General features: G+C 70.6%; 22 protein-coding genes. 5 read left to right on the top strand and 17 right to left on the bottom strand.

Annotated elements, in window-relative coordinates; all coding sequences use genetic code 11:
• Window positions 1-31: 31 nt before the first annotated feature.
• Entirely contained in the window at window positions 32-1,669 is a 1,638-nt protein-coding gene (locus tag ACWDMM_RS13555; RefSeq protein WP_449937548.1) for an AMP-binding protein, read from the bottom strand.
• Window positions 1,666-3,300, bottom strand: coding sequence for an AMP-binding protein (locus ACWDMM_RS13550; RefSeq protein ID WP_449937546.1), 1,635 nt, complete (start codon window positions 3,298-3,300; stop codon window positions 1,666-1,668). The genes ACWDMM_RS13555 and ACWDMM_RS13550 overlap by 4 nt, the downstream gene beginning before the upstream one ends.
• 99 nt (window positions 3,301-3,399) lie before the next feature.
• Between ACWDMM_RS13550 and ACWDMM_RS13545 the strand changes: the two genes are divergently transcribed.
• On the top strand, window positions 3,400-4,251 hold the full coding sequence (locus ACWDMM_RS13545; protein WP_357107669.1) for a helix-turn-helix transcriptional regulator: 852 nt from the start codon (window positions 3,400-3,402) through the stop codon (window positions 4,249-4,251).
• Window positions 4,252-4,524: 273 nt separating this feature from the next.
• Here ACWDMM_RS13545 and trmD read toward each other — a convergent pair whose 3' ends face one another.
• From trmD to ftsY, 13 genes are all read right to left on the bottom strand, one after another.
• Window positions 4,525-5,229 carry a tRNA (guanosine(37)-N1)-methyltransferase TrmD gene (gene trmD / locus ACWDMM_RS13540; protein WP_357206882.1) on the bottom strand — a complete coding sequence of 235 codons (705 nt, stop codon included), beginning with the start codon at window positions 5,227-5,229 and terminating at the stop codon, window positions 4,525-4,527.
• A gap of 64 nt (window positions 5,230-5,293) precedes the next feature.
• On the bottom strand, window positions 5,294-5,818 hold the full coding sequence (rimM, locus tag ACWDMM_RS13535) for a ribosome maturation factor RimM (RefSeq protein WP_449937542.1): 525 nt from the start codon (window positions 5,816-5,818) through the stop codon (window positions 5,294-5,296).
• The gene (locus ACWDMM_RS13530) at window positions 5,819-6,061 is read right to left on the bottom strand and encodes an RNA-binding protein (protein ID WP_011210690.1); all 243 of its coding nucleotides are present in this window, start codon (window positions 6,059-6,061) and stop codon (window positions 5,819-5,821) included. It lies immediately after the preceding gene.
• Between the two features lie 94 nt (window positions 6,062-6,155).
• Window positions 6,156-6,584 (bottom strand): 30S ribosomal protein S16, encoded by a 429-nt coding sequence (gene rpsP, locus ACWDMM_RS13525; RefSeq protein WP_357107675.1) that lies wholly within the window; start codon window positions 6,582-6,584, stop codon window positions 6,156-6,158.
• A 216-nt stretch (window positions 6,585-6,800) separates the two neighbouring features.
• Window positions 6,801-7,538: a class I SAM-dependent methyltransferase gene (locus ACWDMM_RS13520; RefSeq protein ID WP_195078707.1), complete on the bottom strand. Its 738-nt coding sequence runs from the start codon at window positions 7,536-7,538 to the stop codon at window positions 6,801-6,803.
• Window positions 7,539-7,587: 49 nt separating this feature from the next.
• The gene (locus tag ACWDMM_RS13515) at window positions 7,588-8,571 is read right to left on the bottom strand and encodes an LLM class F420-dependent oxidoreductase (RefSeq protein ID WP_195078706.1); all 984 of its coding nucleotides are present in this window, start codon (window positions 8,569-8,571) and stop codon (window positions 7,588-7,590) included.
• A gap of 54 nt (window positions 8,572-8,625) precedes the next feature.
• On the bottom strand, window positions 8,626-9,684 hold the full coding sequence (locus ACWDMM_RS13510; protein ID WP_195078929.1) for an amidohydrolase family protein: 1,059 nt from the start codon (window positions 9,682-9,684) through the stop codon (window positions 8,626-8,628).
• Between the two features lie 212 nt (window positions 9,685-9,896).
• Window positions 9,897-11,459, bottom strand: coding sequence for a signal recognition particle protein (ffh, locus tag ACWDMM_RS13505; RefSeq protein ID WP_195078705.1), 1,563 nt, complete (start codon window positions 11,457-11,459; stop codon window positions 9,897-9,899).
• Window positions 11,460-11,564: 105 nt separating this feature from the next.
• A complete protein-coding gene (locus ACWDMM_RS13500) occupies window positions 11,565-11,879 on the bottom strand; it encodes a hypothetical protein (RefSeq protein WP_067808803.1) in 315 nt (104 codons plus the stop codon).
• Between the two features lie 121 nt (window positions 11,880-12,000).
• Complete coding sequence (locus ACWDMM_RS13495) at window positions 12,001-14,415, bottom strand: [protein-PII] uridylyltransferase (RefSeq protein WP_195078928.1); 2,415 nt, start codon at window positions 14,413-14,415, stop codon at window positions 12,001-12,003.
• Between the two features lie 144 nt (window positions 14,416-14,559).
• Window positions 14,560-14,898: a P-II family nitrogen regulator gene (locus ACWDMM_RS13490; RefSeq protein WP_040868325.1), complete on the bottom strand. Its 339-nt coding sequence runs from the start codon at window positions 14,896-14,898 to the stop codon at window positions 14,560-14,562.
• Between the two features lie 5 nt (window positions 14,899-14,903).
• Window positions 14,904-16,283, bottom strand: a complete 1,380-nt coding sequence (locus ACWDMM_RS13485; RefSeq protein ID WP_323124210.1) for an ammonium transporter — start codon at window positions 16,281-16,283, stop codon at window positions 14,904-14,906.
• Between the two features lie 351 nt (window positions 16,284-16,634).
• A complete protein-coding gene (gene ftsY / locus ACWDMM_RS13480; protein WP_449937539.1) occupies window positions 16,635-18,113 on the bottom strand; it encodes a signal recognition particle-docking protein FtsY in 1,479 nt (492 codons plus the stop codon).
• Window positions 18,114-18,306: 193 nt separating this feature from the next.
• Here ftsY and ACWDMM_RS13475 point away from each other — a divergent pair, with 193 nt between their 5' ends.
• Entirely contained in the window at window positions 18,307-18,696 is a 390-nt protein-coding gene (locus tag ACWDMM_RS13475) for a DUF2237 family protein (RefSeq protein ID WP_019048221.1), read from the top strand.
• Between the two features lie 131 nt (window positions 18,697-18,827).
• On the opposite strand, the gene ACWDMM_RS13470 is transcribed toward ACWDMM_RS13475, so the two are convergent.
• Complete coding sequence (locus tag ACWDMM_RS13470; RefSeq protein WP_449937537.1) at window positions 18,828-19,676, bottom strand: TetR/AcrR family transcriptional regulator; 849 nt, start codon at window positions 19,674-19,676, stop codon at window positions 18,828-18,830.
• 30 nt (window positions 19,677-19,706) lie between these two features.
• Between ACWDMM_RS13470 and ACWDMM_RS13465 the strand changes: the two genes are divergently transcribed.
• Together ACWDMM_RS13465 and ACWDMM_RS13460 are read left to right on the top strand one after the other, a co-directional pair.
• Window positions 19,707-20,624 carry an NmrA family NAD(P)-binding protein gene (locus ACWDMM_RS13465; RefSeq protein WP_449937535.1) on the top strand — a complete coding sequence of 306 codons (918 nt, stop codon included), beginning with the start codon at window positions 19,707-19,709 and terminating at the stop codon, window positions 20,622-20,624.
• 328 nt (window positions 20,625-20,952) lie between these two features.
• Window positions 20,953-21,150 carry a hypothetical protein gene (locus tag ACWDMM_RS13460; protein WP_195078702.1) on the top strand — a complete coding sequence of 66 codons (198 nt, stop codon included), beginning with the start codon at window positions 20,953-20,955 and terminating at the stop codon, window positions 21,148-21,150.
• Between the two features lie 12 nt (window positions 21,151-21,162).
• Here the strand turns inward: ACWDMM_RS13460 and smc are convergent, their stop codons facing one another.
• Window positions 21,163-24,783, bottom strand: coding sequence for a chromosome segregation protein SMC (gene smc, locus ACWDMM_RS13455; protein ID WP_449937533.1), 3,621 nt, complete (start codon window positions 24,781-24,783; stop codon window positions 21,163-21,165).
• Between the two features lie 418 nt (window positions 24,784-25,201).
• On the opposite strand from smc, the gene ACWDMM_RS13450 reads away from it, so the two are divergent.
• Window positions 25,202-26,752 carry a hypothetical protein gene (locus ACWDMM_RS13450; protein ID WP_449937530.1) on the top strand — a complete coding sequence of 517 codons (1,551 nt, stop codon included), beginning with the start codon at window positions 25,202-25,204 and terminating at the stop codon, window positions 26,750-26,752.
• The last annotated feature ends 12 nt before the right edge of the window (window positions 26,753-26,764 follow it).

The following is a 26,764-nucleotide window of genomic DNA, read 5'->3' as shown; positions in this document are numbered from 1 at the left end:
ACGGTCCACACCCAGGTGAACCGCGCGCATCTCAGCTGTCGTCCAGACCGAGCAACCGCCGCGACAGTTCCCGCATCTCGGCCTTGCGGATCTTGCCGGTCACCGTCATGGGGAATTCCTCCACCACGTGCACGTAGCGGGGGATCTTGAAGTGCGCCAGCTTGCCGGTGGCGAAGGCGCGCAACGCCGCGGCGTCCAACGGCGTTGCCCCATCGCGCATCCGGATCCAGGCCATCAACTCCTCGCCGTACTTCGGATCGGGCACGCCGATCACCTGCGCGTCCAGGATGTCGGGATGGGTGTAGAGGAATTCCTCGATCTCCCGCGGGTAGACGTTCTCGCCGCCGCGGATGACCATGTCCTTGATCCGTCCGGTGACGGCCAGGTAGCCCTCGTCGTCCATCACGCCGATGTCGCCGGTGTGCATCCAGCGGGCGGCGTCGATCGCCTCCGCGGTCTTGTCCGGCTCGTCCCAGTAGCCGAGCATCACCGAATAGCCGCGGGTGCACAGCTCGCCGGGTTCGCCGCGCGGCACCGTGAGACCCGTCGCCGGGTCGACGATCTTCACCTCCAGGTGCGGTCCCACCCGGCCGACCGTCGCGGTGCGCCGATCGATGCCGTCGTCGCGCCGGGTCTGGGTGCTGACCGGAGACGTCTCGGTCATGCCGTAGCAGATGCAGACCTCGCGCATGCCCATCCGGTCGATCACCCGCTTCATCACCTCCACCGGGCACGGCGAGCCCGCCATGATCCCGGTGCGCAGCGTGGACAGGTCCGCGGCCGCCGAGTCCAGCGCGGCGAGCATGTCGATGAACATCGTCGGCACGCCGTAGAGCGACGTGCAGCGCTCGGCCTCGACCGCGGCCAAGGCCGCTTTCGGGTCGAACGACGGAGCCGGGATCACGATGGCCGCACCGTGACTGGTGCCGGCCAGGTTGCCCATCACCATGCCGAAGCAGTGGTAGAACGGCACCGGCACGCAGATCCGGTCCCGCTCGGTGTATCCGCACAGTTCGCCGACGAAATAGCCGTTGTTCAAGATGTTGTGGTGACTGAGCGTGGCTCCCTTGGGGAATCCGGTTGTGCCCGAGGTGTATTGGATGTTGATCGGGTCGTCGGCCGACAGCAGCGCGCCCAGCCCGGCGAGCCGGTCGGCGTCGACCGCGGTGCCGGACAGCGACTCCCACTCCGGTGTGCCGAGCACGACCACCTGCGCCAGCGCGGGACAGTTCGGCCGGACCTGCTCGATCATCGCCACGTAGTCCGACGACTTGAACCGCTCGGCCGCGATGAGCATCCGCACGCCCGCCTGCCGCAGCACGTACTCCAGTTCGCCGGTGCGGTAGGCCGGATTGACGTTGACCAGGATCGCGCCGATCTTCGCCGTGGCGTACTGCACCAGGAACCACTCCGCGCAGTTCGGCGCCCAGATGCCGACCCGGTCGCCCTTGCCGATGCCCTGCCCGGCGAGGCCGCAGGCCAGGGCGTCGACCGCGGCGCCGAGCGCTCGGTAGGTCCAGCGCCGTCCGGTCGGCCGGTCCACCAGCGCTTCGCGATCCGGGAACGCCGCCACCGTGCGATCGAGATTGCCGCCGATGGTGTCGCCGAGCAGCGGGACGTCCGACACGCCGGAGGCGTAGCTGGGCTGGGGCAGCGCGGCCGAGGTCATCGGGCACCGCCCTGCCGCAGCACGAACCGCTGCACCTTGCCGCTGGGCGTCTTCGGCAGACTCGCCACGAAGTGCACCTTGCGCGGGTAGGCGTGCGCGGCGAACTTGCGCTTCACCAGGCTCTGTAGCTCGGCTTCCAGCTCGGGACCGCCCACGGCGCCGTCGCGCAGCACGACGAACGCCTCGAGCACTTCGCCGCGCAGTTCGTCCGGCATGCCGACCACGGCCGCCTCCGCGACCTGCTCGTGCAGCACGAGCACGCTCTCCACCTCGAACGGGCCGATGCGGTAGCCGGCCATGATGATCACGTCGTCGTCGCGGGAGGAGAAACGGAAGAAGCCGTCCGCGTCCTGCGAGCCCGCGTCGCCGGTCAGGTACCAGCGGCCGTCGGCGGTGTAACGCTGTGCGGTGCGTTCCGGAGCATCGAGGTAGCCGAGGAACCACAGCAGCGGGCTGCGTCGGGTGTCGATCGCCACCCGGCCCAGTTCGCCGGTGGGAGCGACCGTGTCGGCGTCGTCGGCGAGCACGGCGCAGGTCCAGCCCGGCAGCGAGCGCCCCATCGATCCGGCGGGAGTCTCGGTGTCGAGGTCTTCGTGCCAGGCGTTGCAGATGACCATGCCGTGCTCGGTCTGGCCGTAGTGGTCGCGCACCGCGACGCCCAGGTACTCGACGGACCAGGCGACCACTTCGGGGGTGAGCGGTTCGCCCGCCGAGGAGGCGCGGCGCAACCGGGAATGCACCGGCGGCGTGGCGCCGTCGGCGCGCAACGCTCGATACACCGTGGGGGCGGCGGCGAAGTTGGTGACGCCGAACGTCTCCAGCACCTGCCAGGTCAGCTGGGCCGAGAAGCCCGCGTGCAGCAGGATGCTGCGGATGCCGGTGGCCAGGGGACCGAGGATGGCGTAGTACAGCCCGTAGGCCCAGCCCGGATCGGCGGCGTTCCAGAAGACGTCCTCGGGCCGGACGTCCAGCGCGAATTCCTGGTAGGCGTGGAAGGAGGCCAGCGCGCGCAGCGGGATCGGGACGCCCTTGGGCGTGCCCGTGGTGCCGCTGGTGAACAGTTGGACGAGCAGTCCGTCGCCGCCCACCGCGACCGGGTGAGCCTGCGGGGAGGCGGCCGTATGACTGTCGAGCAACTCGTCCATCCGCAACGCCCCCTCGGGCGCCTCGGCTCCGGCGACGATCAGCCGCCAGGCCGGGTCTTCGGGGAAATCGGGGCCGGGCGCCAGCTTCGGCGCCTGGTCGGCGTCGGCGATGACGAGCGACGTGCGGGCGGCGTTCACCCGCAGGGCGATCGCGGGCGGAGCGAAGGCGGTGAACAGCGGAACGTGCACCGCGCCGCGGCGCCAGATGCCGAGCAGGGCGACCACCAGGTCCGCCGATTTCGCCATCAGCGTGGCCACCCGGTCACCGGGTTCGACGCCGAGTCCGGCGAGTGCCGCGGCGAAGCGGGCCGAGCGTTCGCGCAGTTCGCCGTAGGTGAGGTCGGTCGAGGAAAGGTCGGTCTCGACGATGGTGAAGGCGACCCGGTCGGCCGGGTGCCGATCGCACAGCAGGTCCGCCGCCGACGCGTCGGCGCGGTCGTAGCAGTCCAGCAGTTCGCGCACCCGCTGATTCAGATCGGTGCCCATCTTCAGTTCTCCTCGTTCTGTGATCCAGCGCAACCCGGGTGTGCAATAGGATGTGGGTCACATCCCACCGCCCACTACCCCCGAAAAGGGGTGAGTCCCGTGACCCACACCGCCTTGCTGCGTCCGCGCGACAGCGACGCGCTGCGTGCCGAGATCCGCTGGGTGGCGAGCACCGCGGGCGTGCCGGTGGCGTTCGGGGGCGAAGTGCACGGCGACGCGCTGCTGCTGACGGAGTTCTTCGGCACGCTGACCAACGGCCTGCGCGGCCTGGCCGTGGTGCGGGCTTCGGGGCTGGGCGGCCGGGTGATGGAGTCGGGACGGCCCGCCGCGGTCTCCGACTATCGCCGCGCCTCCTCGATCACCCACGACTACGACGGGCCGGTCTCCGGTGAGGGCATCCGCTCGGTGCTCGCCGTACCCGTGGTGGTGGACCAGCGCTCCCGCGCGGTGCTCTACGCCGCGACGCGCGGCGCGAGCCCGCTGGGCGATCGCACCGCGGATCTCGTCGTCCAGGCCGGGCGCAGGCTGGCCACCGAGATCGCCGTGCGCGACGAGGTCGACCGCAGGCTGCGGATGCTCGAGGTCACCGCCCCGTCGGCGGCGGCGGCGCCTGCGATCACGGAGGAACTCCGCGACATCCACGCCGAACTGCGCGGCATGGCCCGTTCCGCCGAGGACGACCGGCTGCGCGGACGGCTGCACGCGGTCTGCGAACGACTCACCCGGGTCATGACCGGCGAGCCGCGGCCGGACAGCCCGAAGCTGTCCCGCCGGGAGCTGGACGTGCTGTCCCAGATCGCCATGGGCTGCACCAATCAGGAAGCGGCGCAACGACTCTCGCTCGGCCAGGAGACCGTGAAGAGCTACCTGCGCAACGCGATGGTCAAGCTCGACGCGCACTCCCGGCACGAGGCGGTGGTCGCCGCCCGCCGCCACGGCTTGCTGCCGTGAGACGCGGCGGGCCCGGTCACGGCTCCGGCGGAGATGAGTCCTTGTAGGGGGCGTTGTGCGACACACCGGCGCTGAGCCCGACCTCACGGAGGGTCACCGCCTCGACGCCGCCCGCGTCCGAGCAGCCGGACCGCCGAATCGAGCAGCACTGAGCGGGCGTCCGGCGGCTTTGCGCAGCCCTGTCGCGGCACACTCCCAGCCGAATCTGCGGCCGTCCGAACCGCACGACCAGGCTCCGCACCATACGTGGGCCGACGGGCGTGGGGAGTGGGCCTATCGCCCTGGTCCGGCCGTGTCGCGGTCGGCCAGCAGGTCAGGACGGCGTTCGCGGGTCCGCGCGAGGGATTGCTCGCGTCGCCACGCGGCCACCTTCGCGTGGTCGCCGGACAGCAGGATCGGCGGGACGTCGAGCCCGCGCCAGGAGACCGGGCGGGTGTAGCTCGGACCTTCGAGCAACCCGTCGGAGAACGAATCCTCTTGATGGGACTGCTGATTGCCGAGCACGCCGGGCAGCAACCGGACCACGGCCTCGGTCATCACCAGCACCGCCGCCTCGCCGCCGATCAGCACGTAGTCGCCGATGCTGACCTCCTCCACCCGGACGCGGCGGGCTGCGTCGTCGAAGACGCGCTGGTCGATGCCTTCGTAGCGGCCGCAGGCGAAGACGAGATGCCGCTCGGCGGCCCAACGGCGCGCCGTGGCCTGTGTGAACGGCACGCCCGCCGGCGTTGGCACCACGAGCAGCGCGTCATCGGGACACACCTCGTCGAGCGCGTCGCCCCACACGGTCGGCTTCATCACCATGCCGGGCCCACCCCCGTACGGGGAATCGTCGACCGACTTGTGCACGTCATGGGTCCACCGGCGCAGGTCGTGCACCGTGAGCGAGATCAGCCCCTTGTCGATCGCCTTGCCGAGCAGCGCCGTGCGCAGCGGCTCCAGGTACTCGGGGAAGATCGTGACGACGTCGAGTTTCATGCCTGTCTCCTAGCGCCGCCGGGCCGCACGTCGCAGGCCGGGGCGGGCGCGATCGGGCACCGTCTCATTCCGGGTCGAGCAGACCCTCGGGCGGATCGATCACGATCACGCCATCGGCGAGCGACACCGTGGGCACGATGGCGGTGACGAACGGGATCAGGATCTCCCGCCCGTCGTCCGCGGCGCGCACCTCCAGCAGCTCACCGGCCGCGGAGTGCAGCACTTCACGGACGGAGCCGACCACGGTGCCGTCGGTGAGCCGGACCACCAACCCCTCCAGCTCGTGGTCGTAGAACTCGTCCGGGTCCTCGGAAGGCGGAAGGTCGGCACTGTCGACCAGGAACAGCATGCCGCGCAGCGCGTCGGCTGCGGTGCGGTCGGCCACCCCGGCCAGAAACACCAGAAGCCGGCCCGAGTGCTCCCGGGCCGACTCCACGGTGAACTCGCGAACCTGCGTCGCGCGCGGCAACCGGCCGCGCAACCTGGCGCCCGGCGCGAAACGCGCCTCCGGTTCGTCGGTGCGCACCTCGACGACGAGTTCGCCGCGCACGCCGTGCGACTTGGCGACCCGTCCGACGACGAGTTCCATCTACTGGTCGGTGTCGACCACGTCGACCCGGATGCCACGGCCGCCGATCCCGGCGACGAGGGTGCGCAGCGCGGTCGCGGTACGTCCACCGCGTCCGATCACTTTGCCCAGGTCGTCGGGGTGGACGTGCACCTCGACCGTGCGTCCGCGGCGGCCGGTGATCAGCTCGACGCGGACGTCATCGGGATTGGCGACGATGCCGCGCACCAAGTGCTCGACGGCATCGGCGACGACGGCGCTCACTGCTCCATCACCTCGCGACGCGACTCACCCGTCGTTGGGGCCGGTCTACGAACGGCCCGCGACGGGTATCCGATGGACGGGTATCGCCCGTTCATTACTCGGCGGCCCCGGCCTCGGCGCCCTCTTCGGCGTCCTTCTTGCTCTTCTTCTTGGGGGTGACCGCCTCGGCGACCGGCTCGTTGTCGGCGGCGGCCAGCGCGGCGTTGAACAGGTCCAGCTTCGACGGCTTGGCCGGCTTGACCTTGAGGGTGCCCTCGGCGCCCTCGATGCCCTTGAACTTCTGCCAGTCGCCGGTGATCTTCAGCAGCTGGAGGACCGGCTCGGTCGGCTGCGCGCCGACACCCAGCCAGTACTGCGCGCGCTCGGAGTCGATCTCGATCAGCGAGGGCTCTTCCTTCGGGTGGTACTTGCCGATGGACTCGATGGCCCGGCCGTCCCTGCGGGTGCGGGCGTCCGCGACGACGACGCGGTACTGCGGGTTGCGGATCTTGCCCAGACGGGTGAGCTTGATGCGAACAGCCACTGCTGATCTGCCTTTCGTTGGTTGGTCACGACGCAATTCGGCGACCCGCATGGTCTGCGAGCCCGGTTTTGCGCTTTCGAGTGTGTGACCGCCGCGCGGTACGGAACCGGAGACGGGCTGACACTTGTCCGGAAGGACGGTGGTCCATTGTGCCAGACGAGGCGATCACGCCAGAAATCGCGTCCGGCTCGCCCATGACGATCGGCGCGCCTCGGACTATCCCGGTGCGGTCGCGATGAGCGCGCGGGTGGGCACCCAGGGGCCGCCCCACCACATCCGCCACCCCACCGGCCGGTGGATCAGACCGGTCGCGCCGTTCGCCGCCAGGACGGCGCGGTACTGCCTGGTGTTGCCGATATCGACGATGACCAGTTTGCCGCCGGGACGCAGCACCCGGCATGCCTCCCTGACCGCGGAGGCCCGGCCCTCGGCGGTCTTGATGTCGTGGATCGCCAAGCTGGAGACGACGACGTCGAACACGCCGTCGGGGAACGGCATGTCGGTCATGTCGCCGGTGCGCAATTCGATCCGATCGGCGACGTTCTCCGCCAGCGCGTTCCGCTCCGCGGTAGCGGGGGTGTTCCCGCAGTGGTCGGCCGAGCACCACAGATCCAGGCCCACCGCCCGCCCGGCGGGCAAGCGGCGCGCGGCGGCCAGCAGCACCGCCCCGCGGCCGCAGCCCATGTCGAGCAGGTGTTCGTCGCCACGCAGTTCGAGGTCGTCGAGCAGGCGCGCCCAGACCCGGAACTTGCCCCGGCGGGTCGCGTGCAGGAACAACCCGAACTGCGTGGCCAGCACGACGCCGATCAGCAGGAGCAGCAGGCTCGGACGCAATTGCTGGAACAGCGCCACCACCAGAGCTGCGGCGAGATACCCAACCGCGAGAACTCCCAGCAACAACAACACCGACGGCGCGTCGACACCGTACGACGCGCGCCACGGAGGGGCTATCATCGCCCGATCATAACCAGCGCCAACCGCATTCGAGCCCGGTTCTCGCTCGTCAGCGCACCAGCGGAGCAAAGGTGCGTCCGGCCAGCTCGACCGCGCCCGGTTCGTGCCCGTTGAACACCATGTTGATGATCAGCCCGTCGACGCCGTGGTCGAGAACGCGGGTCCGCAGCTGCTCGGCAACCTCGTCGGGCGTGCCGACGAACTGGCGGTCGGCCGGACTCTGCGCACGCTCGGCGTCCGACAGCTCCGACAGGTCGATACCCATGCGGCTCAGGTAATCCCGCTGCTGCTTGCGCACCAGGTCACCGTCTTCGTCCATCATGACGAAGCACAGGTAGCTGGTCTCCAGGGTCTGCGGATCCCGGCCGACCTCGGCACACCGCGCCCGCAGCGCCTCGAGTTTGCGCGGCAGCTCGGAGGCGTTGCAGATGATGTTGAGATGGTCGGCGAAGCGGGCGGCAAGGCCGAAGGTCTTCTTCTCACCGCTGCCGCCGAGCAGGATCGGCAGATCATCGCGCACGCGCGGCTCGTTCATCGCGTTCTCGACCCGGTACCACTTGCCCTCGAAGGTGGGCCGCTCGCCGCGCAGCATCGGCTGGATGATGTGCAGCGCCTCGTCGAGCCGCTCGAAGCGGTCGGTGAAGGTCCCGAACTCGAAGCCGAGCGACCGGTGCTCGAGTTCGAACCAGCCCGCGCCGATGCCGAGCACGGCGCGGCCACCGCTGACCACGTCCAGCGTGGTGACCGTCTTGGCGAGCATCGCCGGATTGCGGTAGGTGTTGCCGGTGACCAACGCCGACAACTGGATTCGCTGCGTCGCGGTGGCCAGGCCGCCGAGGGCGGTGTAGGCCTCGAGCATCGGCTCGTCGGGCGTGCCGATGCCGGGCAGCTGATAGAAGTGGTCCATGACGAAGGCCGTATCGAAACCGGCGGCTTCGGCCTCTCTGGCCTGCGCGATCACCGTGGGGAACAGCTCACGCACCGACTTGCCGTAGCTGAAGTTGGGCATCTGATATCCGAGGCGAATTGTCACGAAATCCGACCTTACGCCGCTTCCGTATACGCGCGGGTGAGCCGCGGTGACGCGTTATCGATGGCCGGTGACCGGACCGTGCCCGCCGTACACGCGTCCGCGCAGGACGACGGCGTACGGTGTGCTGAGCGTCTCGGGGTGGGTGCGCGGATCCTCCTCGTAGACAACGAGATCGGCGGGAGCGCCGTCCTCGATGCCGGGCCGCCCGAGCCAGGAGCGAGCCTGCCAGGACGCCGCGCCGAGTGCGTCGTGGCCGGACAGGCCCGCGGCGGCGAGCGCGGAGATCTCGTCGGCGATGCGCCCGTGCCGGATGGAGCCGCCGGCGTCCGTGCCCGCGAAGATCGGCACGCCCGCCTCGTGCGCGGCGGCGACCGTGCCGCGCACCCGACGGTGCAGATCGCGCATGTGCGCCGCGTAGACGGGGAATTTGCCCGCGCTGTCGGCGATGCCGGGGAAGGTGTCGATATTGATCAGGGTGGGGACCAGCGCGGTGCCGTGCTCGACCATCATCTCGATGGTCTCGTCGGTGAGACCGGTGCCGTGCTCCAGGCAGTCGATGCCCGCGTCGATGAGGCCGGGTAGCGCGTCCTCGCCGAAGACGTGCGCGGTGACCCGTGCGCCGTTGGCGTGCGCGGCGTCGATGGCCTGTTTCAAGATCGCGTCGCTCCACAGCGGGCGCAGGTCGCCCACGGAGCGGTCGATCCAGTCGCCGACGATCTTCACCCAGCCGTCGCCCAGGCTGGCCTGCTCGGCGACGATCTCCGGGAGGTCGCGTTCGTCGTCCAGTTCGATGCCCAGTTCGCGGATGTAGCGCTTCGGGCGGGCGATGTGGCGGCCGGCGCGGATGATCCGAGGCAATTCCTCGTGGTCGTCGATGAACCGGGTGTCGATGGGCGAGCCCGCGTCGCGCAGCAGCAGGGCGCCCGCGTCGCGTTCGGTCTCGGCCTGCGCGACGGCACCCGCTCGGTCCTCATGGCCGCCGCCGTACCGGATCCCGACGTGGCAGTGGGCGTCGACCAATCCCGGCACGATCCACCCTGCGCCGCATAGTGTTTCGGCTCCGGGCACCGGATCGAACGACACCAGGCCGTCGCGTACCCAGAGGTCGCGCATCTCGCCTTCGGGCAGAACCACACCGCGTAGATGCACGGCAACCTCCTGGAACTCGTCGGCGGCCTCCAACCTACTGTCCGCTTCTCCGATCGGTCATCCGAGCGGGGAACGGCCGCGAAGCCCGTCCAGCAGGCCGCTCGGCCTCGCCGCACGACCGAGCCGCGAAGCAGAGCGCAGCGCCGCCCACGAACAGCGCGGGCGGCGCGAGCGTCCTACTTCTTGGGGAACTTCAGCTTGCTGAGATCGAAGCCTTCGAGGCCGGGCGGCAGCTGGTCCAGACCGGCCGGCATGTCGGACAGGTCTGGCATCCCGGCGGGCAGGCCGGGCATGCCGCCCATCCCCGGGAAACCGCCGCGCACCTTCGGCGGCGTCGGGCCCCGACCGCCCTTCTTGCCTTTCTTGCCCTTCTTGGCGTTGCCGCGGCGAGCGCCGGGCAGCCCCATCTGGCGGCCCATCATCGCCATCATCTTCTTCGCCTCGAAGAAGCGGTCGACGAGCTGGTTGACCTCGGAGACCTGGACGCCGGAGCCGTTGGCGATGCGCAGGCGGCGGGAGGCGTTGATGATCTTGGGATTCGCCCGTTCGGCCGGGGTCATGCCGCGGATGATCGCCTGCACGCGGTCGAGCTGCTTGTCGTCGACCTGCGCGAGCACGTCCTTCATCTGGCCCGCGCCAGGCAGCATGCCCAGCAGATTGCCGATCGGGCCCATCTTGCGGATGGCCAGCATCTGGTCGAGGAAGTCCTCGAGGGTGAGCTCGCCGCTGCCGATCTTGCGGGCGGCCTCCTCGGCCTGCTTGGCGTCGTAGACCTGCTCGGCCTGCTCGATCAGCGTGAGCACGTCGCCCATGCCGAGGATGCGGCTGGCCATGCGATCGGGGTGGAAGACGTCGAAGTCCTCGAGCTTCTCACCGGTCGAGGCGAACAGGATCGGCACGCCGGTGACCTCGCGGACGCTCAGCGCCGCACCGCCGCGGGCGTCGCCGTCGAGCTTGGTGAGCACCACGCCGGTGAAGCCGACGCCGTCACGGAACGCCTCGGCGGTGTTCACCGCATCCTGGCCGATCATGGCGTCGAGCACGAACAGGGTCTCGTCGGGCTGCACGGCGTCGCGGATGCCCGCGGCCTGGCGCATGAGTTCCTCGTCGATGCCGAGACGGCCCGCGGTGTCGACGATGACGACGTCGTACTGCTTCTGGCGCGCCTCTTCCACACCGCCGCGGGCCACGTTCACCGGATCGGCGGCGGAGATGCCGAGCGGGTTCTCACCGCCACCGACCGAGGTGCCGGGGTGCGGCGCGTAGACGGGCACGCCCGCGCGCTCGCCGACGACTTGCAGCTGGGTGACCGCGCCGGGACGCTGCAGGTCGCATGCCACCAGCAGCGGCTGATGCCCCTGCCCCTTCAGCAGTTTCGCCAGCTTGCCCGCGAGGGTGGTCTTACCGGAACCTTGCAGACCGGCCAGCATGACCACCGTCGGCGGATTCTTGGCCAGGTTCAGCCGCCTGGTCTCGCCGCCGAGGATGCCGATGAGCTCCTCGTTGACGATCTTCACGACCTGCTGGGCCGGGTTCAGCGCGGCGGAGACCTCGGCGCCCTTGGCGCGCTCCTTGATCCGCCCGATGAATCCGCGCACCACGGGCAGCGCGACGTCGGCCTCGAGCAGGGCCAAGCGGATCTCGCGACAGGTGGCGTCGATGTCGGCCGGTGACAGACGCCCCTTACCGCGCAGATCCTTGAGGGCACCGGTAAGCCGGTCGGACAGGGATTCGAACACCGATCGCGCTCCTGATCTCGGGGGACGTCACATTCTCTCCCAGGGTAATGGGATCGCCCGCGTGTTCGCGCAGGCGGTGCGTCCTTCCCGGCGCGGCGGGGCTCGCTAGTCGAGCACGCGACGGCGCGGCCTGGCCGTTTTGCGGTAGTCGTGGTTCTCCTCGGCCACCATGAAGACCGCCTCGTTGGCGGTCAGGCCCAGCTCCAGGGCCAGTCCGTCGAGCAGGGCCCACTCCGCCGTGCTCGGGATGGGCGAGCAGGCGACCGTGGAGGCGATCGTCATCGCGGTCACCGCCTGCCGCCCGGTCAGGGTGCGACCGGGAAGCCAGGAGACCACCCACCGGTCGCCGCCGACACAGCGCGCCATGTGGGTGGTCTCGTCACTCGTCATCGTGGACGCCGAAACGACCTCAATTGCCATCGACCTGCTCCCCTCGTGCTCGCGACAGCCGGACGCCCTAGATCGTATGGGGCGGTCGCGAGCCGAGAGTCGGGATGCAGCAAATATTGCGCAACAGAATTATCACCGGATAAAAGTGCTGCTAATCCTGATTTTCCGAATCCGAAGCACCGTCTGCTGGAGGTTTCGGCGCAGTTCTGGGAACCACCGCGAGAATCGCTTTCCCGATCGCTTCCCTGCGCGCGGGGCCGTCCTCGGTCCCCAGATCGAGGCAGAAGCTGTCGACCACCGCCGACCCCATCGTCACCACCTTGGCCCAGCGGACGTCGGCTCCGCAGCCTGCCAGCTCCGCGGCCAGCCTGCTGAGCAGGCCGACCCGGTCCTCGGCACGCAGTTCGAGGATGGCCTGTCCCGGCGTCGAGGTGTCCGACCAGATCACTCGCGGCTGGGCCCGCGCGTACCGGCTGCGGCCGATGGTGTCCGCCTCGCGCTCACGTTTGGCCAGCGCCGCGGGCACGTCCAGGTCACCGGCCGTGGCCCGGATCAATTCCTGGCGCAGCAGCCCCGGGTCGGGCGGGTCGCCGAATTTGGGGGCGACGACGAAGGTGTCCACCGCGGAGGAGCCTTCGACACCGAGCGCGGCCGACAGCACGCGCAGCGAATGCAGCGCGAGCACACCGGCGGCGTCGGACAGCAGTCCGGAGCTGTCGGGCGCGATGACCGTGACGACATAGGTGTGTTTGCTCTCGCCGGGCTTCAGGTCGACGTGCACACCGCCCGCCCTGGCCTTCTCGACCAGTTCCGGTGCGATCGGCTCCGGGGTCGGCAGCTGGTCACCCGCCATGACCAACCGACAGCGCCGGACGAGTTCGCCGATCAGCGACGCCTTCCAGTCGCCCCACACGCCGGGACCGGTGGCCTGTGAGTCCGCCTCCGCCAGCGTGTGCAGCAGTTCCAGCAGTTGCGGATCGCCGTCGAGCGCGTCGACGACCGAACGCACCGTCTCCGGATCGGACAGATCGCGCCGGGTCGCGGTTTCCGGCAGCAGCAGGTGGTGGCGCACGACCGCGCTGAGCGTGCGCACGTCCGACGGCCACAGACCGAGGCGGCGGCCGATGTGGGTGGCCAGTTCCGCGCCGACCACGCTGTGGTCGCCCGCGCGGCCCTTGCCGATGTCGTGCAGCAGCGCGCCGAGGGCGAGCAGGTCGGGCCTGGCCACCCTGGTGCTCAGACCGCCCGCGTAGGCGACGGTCTCCATGAGGTGGCGGTCGACGGTCCAGATGTGCTGGACATCGCGCGGCGGCAGATCGCGCACCGCGCCCCACTCCGGCAGCAGCCTGCCCCATAGTCCCGTCCGGTCGAGCGCTTCGATCGCGTCGATCGTGCCGCGGCCCGCGCCCAGCAGCACCAGCAAGTCGTTGAGGGCGTCCTTGGGCCACGGCTCGCGTAGCTCGGGGGCGTCCTCGGAGAGCCGGTTGAGCGTGGTGGCCGACATCGGCAGGCCGGTCTGCGCCGACGCCGCCGCGACGCGCAGGATCAGTCCAGGGTCGCGCTGGGGGCGGGCGTCTCGCGCCAGCACGACCTCGCCCGCGTGCTCGACAACGCCTTCGTCCAGCGGCCTGCGCACCGGCATCCGGCGCAGGCGCGCCAACCCGCGCCGGGGCAGGGCGTTGGCCGCGGTGCGCAGCCCGACGTCCACGGAGTAGCTGACCGTCCGGGCCGAATCGCTCAGGGTGCGCGCCAGGTCGAACCGGTCGCCGATGCGCAGGGCCGCGCCGATCTCGTCAGCGTCCTGGGCGCGCAGCTGGTCGCGGGCGCGGCCTGCCACGCGGTGCAGTTCGGTGCGCACGTCCAGCAGCCGCCGGTGCGCCTGCTTCAATCCGCCGCCGGGCACGTCCGGTCCGAGGCCGGGCATCGCGTCGGTGAGCTGGGCGATGGCCAGCGCGTCCAGCAGCTGGATGTCGCGCAGGCCGCCACGCCCGTTCTTCAGGTCGGGCTCGGCGCGGTGGGCGATCTCGCCGTTGCGCTCCCATCTGGCCTGGGCTTGGGCGATGAGCTCGTCGAAGCGGGAACGGATGCCGGTGCGCCACTCCCGGCGCACCCCGCCGATCAGCAGATTGCTCAGTTCCTGGTCGCCGACGATGTGCCTGGCCTCCAACATGCCGAGCGCGGCGATCAGATCGTCCGCGGCCACCCGCAACGCCTGCGGAACGGTGCGCACACTGTGGTCGAGTTTGATGTGCGCGTCCCACAGCGGATACCAGAGCTGGTCGGCGACCTCGGCCACCCGGGCCGGGTCGACGTCGTCGTGCAGCAGCACCAGATCAAGATCGGAGTACGGCAGCATCTCGCCGCGCCCGAGGCCGCCGACGGCCACCACGGCCAGGCCGCTGTCGGGTGCGATGCCCAGTTCGGCGCCCTTGCCGGTGAGCCAGAGTTCGTAGAGGTCGACCAGCGCCTGGCGCAGCGACTGGGCGTCCAGCCGTGGATTGCGCGGCTGGCCGCCGTCGAGCAGTTGGGTTCGCGCGCGGACCAGGTCGGCCGCTCCGTTGGACACCTTGCCGCCGCCTTGTCCGGTGACCTTCCGGTCACCGTCGTGCTCGTACTGACTTGCCACAACCCACCGCCCATTCATGCGCGCGGCCCCGCCCCGACCGGGAGCTCCGGTGGGAGCGGGGCCGCCGCTCGACTCGATTTTCCGCTACAGCGCGTCGGTGCCGCGTTCGCCGGTGCGCACCCGGATGATCGATTCCACCGGGGTGACCCAGACCTTGCCGTCGCCGATCTTGCCGGTGCGGGAGGCCTCCACGATCACCTCCACGACCTTGTCGACGGAGGCGTCGTCCACGACGACCTCGACACGGACCTTCGGCACGAAATCGACGGAGTACTCCGCGCCGCGGTACACCTCGGTGTGGCCCTTCTGCCGGCCGTACCCTTGGACCTCGCTGACGGTCATGCCCAACACACCCGCCTGCTCGAGACCGGACTTGACGTCCTCGAGCGTGAACGGTTTGACGATTGCGGTGATCAGTTTCATGTTCGTCATGCCTCCTTGACGGCCGAACGTGCCGTGCTACCCAGAGCGGCGAAGTCGTAGGCGGTTTCCGCGTGCTCGGACTCGTCCAAGCCGACCGACTCCGCTTCCTCGCTCACGCGCAGCCCAATGGTGAACTTCACGATATAGGCAATGATCAGGGTCGCGACGAAGGAGAAGGCAAGCACCACACCGGCGCCCACCGCCTGTCGCCACAGCTGATCGAATCCGCCGCCGTAGAGCAGACCGGTCTTGGCCGCACCCGCCTCGGGCGCCGCGACGAAACCGACCATCAGGGTGCCGACGATGCCGCCGACCAGATGCACGCCGACCACGTCGAGCGAGTCGTCGAAGCCGAACCTGAACTTCAGGCCGACCGCGAGGGCGCACAGCGCGCCCGCGACGACGCCGATGGCGAGCGCGCCGAGCACGTTCACCGAGGAACACGACGGGGTGATGGCGACCAGACCCGCCACGATGCCCGAGGCCGCGCCCAGCGAGGTGGGCTTGCCGTCGCGGATCTTCTCCACCAGCAGCCAGGCCAGCATCGCGGCGCAGGTGGCGATGGTGGTGGTGACGAAGGTCGAACCGGCGAGGCCGCCGGAGGTCACCGCGGAACCGGCGTTGAAACCGAACCAGCCGAACCACAGCAGACCCGCGCCGAGCATGACGAACGGCAGGTTGTGCGGGCGGAACGGGGTGGTCGGCCAGCCCTTGCGCTTGCCGAGCACCAGCACCAGGGCCAGACCGGCCGCACCGGCGTTGATGTGCACCGCCGTGCCACCGGCGAAGTCGACCGCGAGCAGTTTGTTGGCGATCCAGCCGCCCTCGTGCACGACGTTGCCGTCGGCGTCCTTGACGTCGAAATCGAACACCCAGTGCGCGACCGGGAAGTAGACCACCGTGGACCAGATGCCTGCGAACAGCAGCCACGCGCCGAACTTCAAGCGGTCGGCGACCGCACCCGAGATGAGGGCAACCGTGATGATGGCGAACATCAGCTGGAAGGCGACGAAGACGGTCGCCGGAATCGTGCCGGCGAGCGGGATGTTCACCGCTTCGGTGGTGACCGAGCCCGCCGCGTCCTTGACCTCGGCGACGGAGTTGCCGCCGATCAGGCCCTTGAGGCCGAAGAACTGCGTCGGATCACCGATCAGGCCGAAGGTGTTGTCGCCGAAGGCCGTCGAGTATCCGTACAGCGACCACAGGACGCCGACCAAGCCCATGGCGCTGATGCTCATCATGATCATGTTGAGCACGTTCTTCGACCGGACCATGCCGCCGTAGAAGAAAGCCAGGCCCGGCGTCATCAGCAACACCAGCGCCGAGCTCGCCAGCATCCATGCGGTGTCACCGGTATCCGGTGCACCGGTAAGTGGAAAAGCCACTTTAATGTCCTCCTCATCTCGGGCCCAGCCGATTCCGGCAAATGGACCTGAACAGAAGGGTCCTAACTCGGTGTTTCATCCGTAGAGCTGCCGTGTTTCACCTACGTGAACGGATGGCACAGCCGTGTTGCCACTACGTTTCGTCACCTACACCGCGGTGTTCGCGGCGCTGTGAGCACGCTTTTCGTGAATCGGACATTCGTTACCGCACAGGATGAGTCGGCAAACTTCCGGGGTGTGACCGCCCTCGCACCGCGGGCGGCGTCGACCCAGGAGCGCACGCGGCGCAGCCGGTGGGCAGAACGCCGCCCGCGGCAACCTCTTCGGGCCGGACTCGGGATCGGGACGGCTCTAGCCCAGCAGTGCGTCCACGAACGCGGCGGGCTCGAACGGAGCCAGGTCGTCGGCGCCCTCGCCGAGCCCGACCAGCTTCACCGGCACGCCCAGTTCGTGCTGGACCTGGAAGACGATGCCGCCCTTGGCCGTCCCGTCCAGCTTGGTCAGCACCACGCCGGTGATGTCGACCACTTCGGCGAACACCCTGGCCTGGGTGAGTCCGTTCTGTCCGACGGTCGCGTCCAGCACGAGCAGGACCTCGTCGACGGCGGCCTTCTTCTCCACCACGCGCTTGACCTTGCCCAGCTCGTCCATCAGGCCCGTCTTGGTGTGCAACCGCCCTGCCGTGTCGATCAGCACCGCGTCCACCCCGCGCTCGACGCCCGCGGCCACCGCGTCGAAGGCGACCGCGGCCGGGTCGGCGCCCTCACGACCGCGGACGGTATCGGCGCCGACCCGCTCGCCCCAGGTCTGCAACTGGTCCGCCGCCGCGGCGCGGAAGGTGTCGGCCGCGCCGAGCAGCACCCGGCGGCCGTCGGCCACGAGCACCCGGGCGAGCTTGCCGGTGGTGGTGGTCTTGCCGGTGCCGTTCACGCCCACCACGAGCAGGATGGACGGGTGATCGGGGTGCGGCAGCGCGCGCACCGAGCGGTCCAGCTCCGGGCGCAGCTGCTCGATCAGCACGTCGCGCAGCACGGCACGCGCCTCGTCGGTGGTCCGCACGCTGCGCGCCGCCATCTCCGCACGCAGCCGGGAGACGACGGCCGTGGTGCTCGCGGTGCCGAGGTCGGCGAGCACGAGGGTGTCCTCCACCTCTTCCCACGAGTCGTCGTCCAGGTCGCCGCCGCCGAGCAGGCCGAGCAGGCTCTTGCCGACCGCGTTCTGCGAGCGCGACAGCCGTCCGCGCAGCCGGACCAGGCGGCCCGCGGTGGGCTCGATCTCCTCCAGCGCGGCGGGCGCCTCGACGCCAGCGGGCGTGTCGGGCGCGACGATCTCGGTGGTGACGCCGGTGTCCGGGCCCGTGGTGCCGGTGACCGGCTCGGCGGTCGTGTCCTGAGCCGGGGCCTCCGGGGCCTCCACCGCGTCGCTGTCCTGCGGCACCGTCTCCGGCCCGGCCTCCGCTTCGGTGGCCGGCTCGACGACTTCCGGCGCGGGGGCCGCCTCGGTGACGTCGGCATCCGGCAAGGGAACGTTCGTGATGCCGCGTTTGGGCGCGTCGCGCGGTATCGCGGCGTCATCGCCGACGTGCGGCTGTCCTTCGGTGTCGGTGCGCTCGACCGGTTGCGGTTCGGTCGCCGTGCCACCCCGGCTGAAGGAGAATCCGCCGGACGCGGTGTAGCCACCGGACCGGTCGGTCAGCTCCTTGTCCTGCGTGGGCGGCGTCAGCGACACGCGGCCGCGCTTGTACCGGACGAATCCGGCGACGAGCACGACGAGCAGCAGTGCGGCGACCGCGGCGATCAGGATCCAGACTTCGGGACTCACGCGGACCATCCTTGCAGACCGGTCGTCACGGGATCGGCCCCGAGCCGCACCCGGCGCGCGAGTCGCGCGCCGGGGCCGACGGCGCGAAGTCGGCGAACATCGCAGGTACCGGGCCGTGGGCCGGTGCGAGCGGGCACCGACACAGCCCTCCAGATTTCTTGTCCTGCGGAACTTCTCGCGAAGGGACAATAGGATCGGCGACGTGACCGATCGAAACGTGCTTGGGGGGCCGCTGGAAGAGTGCGGCACCGATCCTCTCACCGGCTTCTACCGGGACGGCTGCTGCAGTACCGGGCCGGAGGATCTGGGCAGCCACACCGTCTGCACCGTTGTCACGGCAGAATTCCTGGAGCATCAGGCTTCCATCGGAAACGATTTGAGCACACCCCGCCCGGAGAACAATTTTCCCGGTTTGCAGCCGGGGGACCGGTGGTGCGTGGTCGCCGTGCGATGGCTGCACGCGCACGAGGACGGCGTCGCCGCGCCCGTGGTGCTGGCCGCCACACACGAGAACGCCCTGGAAGTGATCTCGATGGACATTCTGCGCAAGTACGCCGTCGACGTGCCCGACGACGTCAGCGACCTGCTCTGAGCAACCGGTAACCCCTTCCAACCGGCGGCGAGCGCCCCGCGGATCACCGGCTCACCCGGGGATCACGAGCCGGGGTCCGATCGGTCCGTGGCGCAGCCGAGCACCCGATGGCACAAATGCACCATTCGGACTCAGCGTGCCGCCGCGACCCGTCGGCGATGCGCCTTCTGACGGCACGCGGCCGAGCAGTATCTGGCCCTGCGACCCGTCCCGGCCCGGGGCACCGCCGCCCGGCACACCGGGCAGCGATCCGCTTCGCTTTCGTTACGCTCCCCAGTTTCGTTACGGTCTTCGGTGTCGCCCTCCCGTTTCGTCACCACCGGTCCGACCGGCCCCGCGCGCAGCGCGTCCAGCACGATCGCGGCGGTACGGTCGAGGCCGCCACTGGCCTTACGGAGCCGTTGGATCGCAACGCATCCGGTGAAGATGGCGAGCACGTCGTCGAGTTCGATGTCGGCCCGGACCGCCCCCTCCCGCTTGGCCGCGGCGAGCAGAGCCGCCACCGCACCGTGGAATCGCACCCCCGCGCTCTGTACCAGCGCGCGCGGCCAACCGTCGTCGGACTGAACGAGGTCGCACAGCGCCTGGTTGTCCGGGGTCGTGGCGATCACCGCGGTGCAGAAGTCGAAGAAGGCGGCGCCGGGATCGGGTGCGGCGAGATGGTCGGCGGCCAGCTTCGCCAACCGGTCGATGCGCTGTTGCATAACCGCTTCCAGCAGTGCGCTTTTCGTGGGGAAGTGCCGGTAGACGGTGCCCGCGCCGACACCAGCCCTGCGGGCGACCTCGACCAGTGACACGGAGGCGCCCTGTTCGGCGAAGGCGCGCTGCGCGGCCGCCAGCACGAGGGCGCGATTGCGGCGGGCATCGGATCGCGACATCCCGCCCGGAGCGAGCGATGCGGTCATTTCGTTACGGCCTTCCGATAAGCAGCCTGGTCGATCGGTGGCGCGACCCGTATCGTCCGGATCCGGGTCAACCAACCCGATTCTACCGAGCAGAGAAGGCGGAGCATGTCCCCTCAGCACAACCTCATCCTGGTCACCGGGGCCACCGGCAAGCAGGGCGGCACGACCGCCCGGCGACTGCTGGCCGACGGCAGGGCGGTGCGCGCGCTCGTCCGCGACGCGCACGCGCACGCCGCGCAGGAACCGGCCGCGGCGGGCGCGGAACTCGTCGTCGGCGACTTCGACGCCCCCGAGACCTTGCCCGCGGCGCTGGCCGGTGTCAGCGGCCTGTTCCTGGTCCCGCCCGCCGCCTACGGTCCGGAAGGCTGGGACGTCGACTTGGAGGCCGCGCGCGGCGAAGCGATCGTCGAGGCCGCACGTGCGGCCGGGGTGCGGCAGATCGTGTTCACCGGCATCGCCTCGATGGGCGACAGCACCTCGTGGGGCGCGACGGGTAAGAAGCGCATCGAAGACGCGATCATCGCCAGCGGTCTGCAATACACCCTGCTGCGCCCGGTGCGCTTCATGGAGAACTACCTGCTGCGCACGTCACCCGTCGACGGCATCAAAGACGGCGTGCACCGGCACCTGTTCCCGGCTGAGGGGCCGATGAAGGTGATCGCCGTCGCGGACATCGGCGACATCGCCGGTCTGGCGTTCGCCGACCCGGATCGCTTCCACGGCCGCGTCCTCGAACTCGCAGGTGACGTGCTCGTCCCGCCCGTGGCCGCGGCGGCGATCAGCGCGGCCACCGGTCATCGAGTCAGCTACCACGAAGTCGGCGAAGCCGAGGCGGACGCGATCGGCGCGGAGATCGGCAATACGTGGCGGCTCATGCGCCACACCGGCGGCTGGAGCGCCGACGTCGACGAGATCCGCGCAATCCATCCCGGGCTGCGGACATTCGACGCCTGGCTCGCCGAAACCGGTGCGGCGCAGATCAAAGCGCTGCTCGACCACGAAAGCTCCGATAAGACTGGGTGATCGGGGTCGATTCGCGGTTCGGGGATCCCGTCGCACCGTGGCGTCGCGTACGAGCCGGATCACATGAGACGACTCGCTGTCGCCGGCGGCCCCGGAGCTGAGGGGTCCCCCACCGAGGCCGTAGCCGCCGAGAGACGGAGCGTCGCGGCCGAACCACGCGGGACCCGAGCTTCCCGATGGGGGGGCGATCGTCTCGTCCGCGGCCGCGTGGTGAAAAGGCCGCACCGAGAAGCGGGGCGGACCGGTGCCGGTGCCGGTGCCACTGGGCGCAGGCCCTGCTCACCGGGGTTGTCGAGCGGCGAGGCGTACGCTCGGCACGGTGGAAGGCATGCGCAGACGATCCGGCCGCGCCCGGCGCGATCCGGTCGGCGCGGAGGTCGACGAGATATTCGGCCCCTCGCGCAAGCACATCCACGAGCGCAAGGAATGGGTGGCGATCGCCAAGGTCGACGATCGGATCTCCGGTGACGACCCACTGGTCGACCTGGACTCCGGCACCGTCACCCTGCCCGCACGCCGGAGCTGACCGCGCGGCGGGTCAGCCCGCGGCGCCGACCGGGGCCAGGTTCTCCCCGCGCAACCGCTGAGAGATCACCTGGGTGATGCCGTCGCCGCGCATGCTGACGCCGTAGAGCGCGTCGGCGATCTCCATCGTCGGCTTCTGGTGGGTGATGACGATCAGCTGGCTCTTCTCCCGCAACTGCTCGAACAGGCCGATCAGACGGCGCAGGTTGGTGTCGTCCAGCGCGGCCTCGACCTCGTCCATCACGTAGAACGGCGACGGCCTGGCGCGGAAGATGGCCACCAGCAACGCGACGGCGGTCAGCGACTTCTCCCCGCCGGACAGCAGCGACAGGCGCTTGACCTTCTTGCCCGGCGGACGGGCCTCCACCTCGATGCCGGTGGTGAGCATGTCCGAGGGGTCGGTGAGCAGCAGCCTGCCCTCGCCGCCGGGGAACAGTTTCGCGAACACCTCGACGAACTCGCGCTCCACGTCGGCGTACGCCTCGGTGAACACCTGCAGGATGCGGGCATCGACCTCGGCGACCACGTCGAGCAGATCCTTGCGCGCGCTCTTGACGTCCTCGAGCTGCGTGGCCAGGAAGTTGTACCGCTCCTCCAGCGCCGCGAATTCCTCCAGCGCGAGTGGATTCACCTTGCCCAGGGTGGCGAGATCCTTCTCGGCGCGCTTGGCGCGACGCTCCTGGGTCTGCCGGTCGTACGGCATCGGGGCGGGTTCGCTGACCTGCTCGCCGCGCTCCTTGGCCTGCTCGTACTCCTGCATCTCCAGCGCCGACGGCGGCAGCGGCACGTGCGGGCCGTACTCGGCGATCAGATCGTCCAGCGCGATACCGAACTGCTCGGCGATGGTCGCCTCCAGCTGCTCGATGCGCAGCGCCGCTTGGGCTTTGGCCACCTCGTCCCGATGCACCGCGTCGGTGAGCTGGGACAGTTGCGCGGTGAGCGCGCGCACCCGCTCCTTGACCTGTTCGACCTGCGCGGCGCACTCCGAGCGTTTGCGCACCAGCTCGTCGCGGCGGGCGCCGGCCTCGGCCACCACCCGCTCGAGTTCGGCGGCGATCTTCGCACCGGATTCGGCCACCGCGGCGGCGAGTTCGGCCGCCTGCCTGCGCGCGGCTCGCGCGCGTTCGGCGCGGGCGCGGTTCTCCCGCTCGGCACGGGCGGCGCGGCGCAGCGAATCGGCCTTGCCGCGAACGGATTCCGCGCGCTCCTCGGCGGTACGCACGGCGAGCCTCGCCTCGACCTCCATGGCGCGCGCCTCGGCCAGCGCGGCGGCGGCCTCCTCGCGCGCGCGGCCCGCGGATTCGGTGCCCGCCGCGCCCGCGCCGTCGGCGTCCGCCTCGGACTGCTCCAATTCCGCGTGGCGCAGGCGATCCTCCAGCTCGGCCAGCGCGGCCAGCGCCTCCTCCCGGCTCGCCTCCGCGTCGTCGCGCTGGCCGACCAGCCGTTCGCTCTCCGCGTGCGCGGTGCGGGCGGTCTGACCGAGCCTGCCCAGCCGCTCGTAGATCGCGACCAGCGCCTGATCGGATTCGTGCAGGGCGAGCAGCGCCTGGTCGACGGCGTCCTTGCGATCGGCCTGCTCCTCGAGCGCGCCGGACAGCGCGGCCTCGAGTTCCTCGGCGCGCCGCTGCGCCGCGACCAACTCCGCCTCGGCGGCGTCGATGTCGGCCTGGATCTCCAGCTGACTGGGCGCGCGATCGGAACCGCCGAGCAGCCAGCCGTTTCCGGTGAGGTCGCCGTCGCGGGTGACCACGCGCAGTTCGGGCCGCGCCGCGACCAGCGCGCGGGCGGCGGGCAGATCGTCGGCCACCGCGATCCCCGCGGTGAGCGCCGCGATCGCGCCGCGCACCGAGTCGGGGCATTCGACCACGTCGAACAGCCAGCGGGCGCCGTCGGGCAGCGCGTCCGGCCGCGGCCGATCGGCACGCTCGGCGCCGAAGACGACGGCGGCGCGGCCCGCGTCGGCGTCCTTGAGCGCCTGGATCGCGGCGTGCGCGGACTCGCCGGTGTCGGCGGCGACGGCGTCGGCCAGCGGGCCCAGCGCGGCGGCGACCGCCGCCTCGAAGCCGCCGTGCACGCGCAGCAGCGCCGAGAGCGGGCCGAGCAATCCCTGCTCGCGGTGCTCCACCAGCCAGGCCACACCGTCCCGGCGGGCCAGGTTCATGCCGAGCGCCTCGATGCGCGCGCTGAGCGACGCGACGCGCTTGCTCGCGTCCCGGTCCTGTTCGCGCAGTTCGGTGACCCGCTGATCGGCCAGTTCCAGCGCCTGCGCCGCGTGCTCGTGCTGAGCGTCGAGACCGGCCTCGCCCGCGTCGAGTTCGGCGAGTTCGGCTTGCACCGTATCGAATTCGGCTTGCGCGGCCTCACCGCGATGGCGGGCGTCGGCGATCGCGACCGACAGCCGCGCGATCTCCGCGTCCACCGACTGCGCCCTGGCCCGCAGGGTGTCCACCTTGCCGGACAACCGGGCCACTCCCTCGCGCCGGTCGGCGATCGCCCGCACCGCGGCCAAGTGCGCCTGCTCGGCGGCCTTGGCGGCGTGTTCGCGTTCGGCCAGCTGGTCGCGGGCCGCCTCCAGCGTCTCCGTGGCGATCTCCACCGCTTCGCGCAGCTCGGCCTCCTCGGCCTCGACCCGGTCGGCCTCGGCCTCGAGTTGCTCGGGGTCGCGGCCGGTGCTGACCGGAGCCGCCGCGTCCAGGTGCCGCGCCCGGTCGCCCGCGATGCGGATGGTCGCGTTGACCCGCTCGGCGAGCGCGGACAGCTGGAACCACAGCTGCGCGGCGGCCTCCGCGCTCGGCGTCAGCCGCGACAGCTGGAATTCCTGCTGCGCCAGCGCCGCGTTCGCGGCGTCCAGCTCGGACTGCACGGTGATCTGCTGTTCGCGCGCGTACGCTTCCTTGCTCTGCTGGCTGGCCAGCTCTTCGCGCCGGGTGACCAGGTCGTCGGCGGCCAGCCGCAGCCGGGCGTCGCGCAGGTCGGCCTGCACGGTCTGCGCCCTGCGCGCCACCTCCGCCTGCCTGCCCAGCGGTTTGAGCTGGCGGCGCAGTTCGGTGGTGAGGTCGGTCAGCCGAGCCAGGTTGGCCTGCATGGCCTCGAGCTTGCGGACCGCCTTCTCCTTGCGTTTGCGGTGCTTGAGCACACCGGCGGCTTCCTCGACGAACGCGCGGCGGTCCTCAGGGCGCGATTCCAGGATGGCCGACAGCTGGCCCTGACCCACGATGACGTGCATCTCGCGGCCGATGCCGGAGTCGCTGAGCAGTTCCTGCACGTCCATCAGGCGGCAGGAGTTGCCGTTGATCTCGTACTCGCCCGCGCCGTCGCGGAACATGCGCCTGGTGATGGACACCTCGGCGTAGTCGATCGGCAGCGCGCCGTCGGAATTGTCGATGGTCAGCGTGACCTCGGCACGGCCGAGCGGCGCGCGGCCCGCCGTGCCCGCGAAGATCACGTCCTGCATCTTGCCGCCGCGCAACGCCTTGGCGCCCTGCTCGCCCATCACCCAGGTGAGCGCGTCGACGACGTTCGATTTGCCCGAGCCGTTGGGACCGACCACACACGTGATGCCCGGTTCCAAGCGCAGCGTCGTCGCGGACGCGAAGGATTTGAAGCCCTTCAACGTCAGGCTCTTCAGGTGCAAGTTCGACGACCTTTCCGTGTTCTGCCCGGTCGGCGTTCCGCGTCGGGGCAGCGCATCCGGCGACCTGTCATGGTATCCGTCGCGTACCGGGAGCTTCCGGGGCCCGACGGCGTGCGCGGCCGAGTGGTGGTTCGGCGATATCCGTAGGTTATCGACTCGCCGCTGGTTCGCGCGCATTTCGATATGCCCCGGGTTTGCCGGGACGGCGACGGCGGCGCCGGTCGCATCGGGTCGGCGGCCGCGACGCGACCGACTCCGCCGGCGCACCGGGATGCGGGAACGCCCGCTCTGCCACCGGCACGCGTCTCTTCCGTCAGCCCGCCGCCCATGCCCGGTCTCGAACTGGCACTGACGCCACATCCTCCGGCCCCTTACGATCCCTCTGATTCGTCAGCGGAACGTTCGGGAGCGCACCACGATGTCTGCCCCCTCACCAGGGACAAGTACCCGGTTCCGCCTTGCCCGGATCGCGGGGCTCGTCCTCGGCAGCCTGGTGTTCCTGCACGCCTGTGAACGCAGCAAGAGCGCGCTGCTGAGCGATGTGCGGATGGAGGTGGCGGTCGCGGCGGCTTTCGCCGCGGCCGCCCTTGGCGCGGCGTGGTTCGAGATCAAACTGCGGGGACCGGAGCAGGACGCGGACCCGCCGGGGGACGACGCCGACGAGGACGAAACTCCCAGTCCTGGGAATTTTCCCGGCCGAGCCGGGCGATCCGCCGAACCGGCGTACGGCAGGAGCGAGCGACCCGGGCGCACCGGCATCGGCCCCCGGTCGGCGCCCCCAGACCACTGGGAGGACGACGACCTGCCCGACGCCGCGGAATCCCCGGGCCGGGCGGATCTCGTCGCCGGGATTGCGCGGACATTGCGGATCACCCGCGCCCACATTGCGGACCGACAGCCGCTGCTCCCGCTGGGCGCGGTCACGAAATGGATGCGCCGCGTCGACCCCGACGACGAGATCGGTGCCCCCGAACTCGACGATGACGACCAGACCGAGCAGATCACCCGCACCGAAACGGGCGAACTCGTCATCGAGTCCGGCGTCCGGACGGTGCGGGCCAAGATCTCCCGCTCCGGCGACCTCGTCCTGCACGGCCGCAGACACGCGGAAGCTCGGTCCGAATGGAAGTGGACCTTCCCCACGGAAGCCTTCCCCGCCATCCGGGCCGCGCTCGGCGACGGCCCCGGCGATCTGCTCGATCTGCTCGAGGACACCCTTCCGTGGCTGGACGCCGTCGCCCGCCACGATCCGGGCGCGTGGTTGCGCGCGCACGACATCGCCGCCACTTATCAGGAGAAAGGCGTCAGCGCCACGCAGATCACCCGGGAGCTTCCCGTCCTCCAGCCGGGTCGTCCGCCGCAGCCGCCCCGTGCGAGCAGATCCCGCCGGAAGCCGCCGCAGGAGGCGCGCGGCGAGAGCCGGTCCACCCGTCGCGGAGCCGCCGAGCCACCGACCTCGTCCCGGCGCACCGATGCCGATCGACCGACACGCACCGCGAACTCCTGGCCGACAGCACGAACGAACCCTCCGGCCGGCGACTACAGCCCGCCCGCGGCAGCACGACGCCGCCGCCGCGAGGAATCCGAACCCGCTCGGCGAGGCGACCGGCTCCCGCGCGGCGGTGGGGCGAATCCGCCTCCGCGTTCTGCACCCGGCCGTCTCGACCCGCCGAGACGTCGGCGTCCCGATGAGCCCGACGCATCGCACCGCGCCGGACCTCGGGACGACTACGACGACGCGGAGGTCCGTCATCCGCGAGGGAGCGAGCAGACCGGACGCAGGCCCGCGGACCGCGAGCCAGGGACCGGCCGAAGAGAGCGGCCCGATGCGGCATACCGCGACCGTCCGGTGCCGTCCGACCGAGACCGGGCCGACGACCAACCACCCGGCCGCCGTCACCGCGGCGATCAGCGGTCACGGCGGGAACCCTCGCTTCCCCCGCACGAGTCCGCGCGGCGCGGGTGGTAGGACACGACAACG

It is taken from the genome of Nocardia sp. NPDC003726, from assembly GCF_053586955.1.
The sequence above is the reverse complement of the archived record's forward strand: the minus strand, read 5'-3'. Positions and strand labels throughout refer to the sequence as shown.

Bases quoted from the DNA above. Each gene is read 5' to 3' on its own strand.
- ACWDMM_RS13490 (WP_040868325.1), bottom strand. From the start codon at position 14,898: ATGAAACTGATCACCGCAATCGTCAAACCGTTCACGCTCGAGGACGTC.
- ftsY (WP_449937539.1), bottom strand. From the start codon at position 18,113: ATGGTCCGCGTGAGTCCCGAAGTCTGGATCCTGATCGCCGCGGTCGCC.
- ACWDMM_RS13550 (WP_449937546.1), bottom strand. From the start codon at position 3,300: ATGGGCACCGATCTGAATCAGCGGGTGCGCGAACTGCTGGACTGCTAC.
- ACWDMM_RS13510 (WP_195078929.1), bottom strand. From the start codon at position 9,684: ATGCGCGACCTCTGGGTACGCGACGGCCTGGTGTCGTTCGATCCGGTG.
- rimM (WP_449937542.1), bottom strand. From the start codon at position 5,818: ATGGAACTCGTCGTCGGACGGGTCGCCAAGTCGCACGGCGTGCGCGGC.
- ACWDMM_RS13555 (WP_449937548.1), bottom strand. From the start codon at position 1,669: ATGACCTCGGCCGCGCTGCCCCAGCCCAGCTACGCCTCCGGCGTGTCG.
- trmD (WP_357206882.1), bottom strand. From the start codon at position 5,229: ATGAAACTCGACGTCGTCACGATCTTCCCCGAGTACCTGGAGCCGCTG.
- ACWDMM_RS13450 (WP_449937530.1), top strand. From the start codon at position 25,202: ATGTCTGCCCCCTCACCAGGGACAAGTACCCGGTTCCGCCTTGCCCGG.
- ACWDMM_RS13460 (WP_195078702.1), top strand. From the start codon at position 20,953: ATGCGCAGACGATCCGGCCGCGCCCGGCGCGATCCGGTCGGCGCGGAG.
- ACWDMM_RS13520 (WP_195078707.1), bottom strand. From the start codon at position 7,538: ATGATAGCCCCTCCGTGGCGCGCGTCGTACGGTGTCGACGCGCCGTCG.
- ACWDMM_RS13465 (WP_449937535.1), top strand. From the start codon at position 19,707: ATGTCCCCTCAGCACAACCTCATCCTGGTCACCGGGGCCACCGGCAAG.
- ACWDMM_RS13500 (WP_067808803.1), bottom strand. From the start codon at position 11,879: ATGGCAATTGAGGTCGTTTCGGCGTCCACGATGACGAGTGACGAGACC.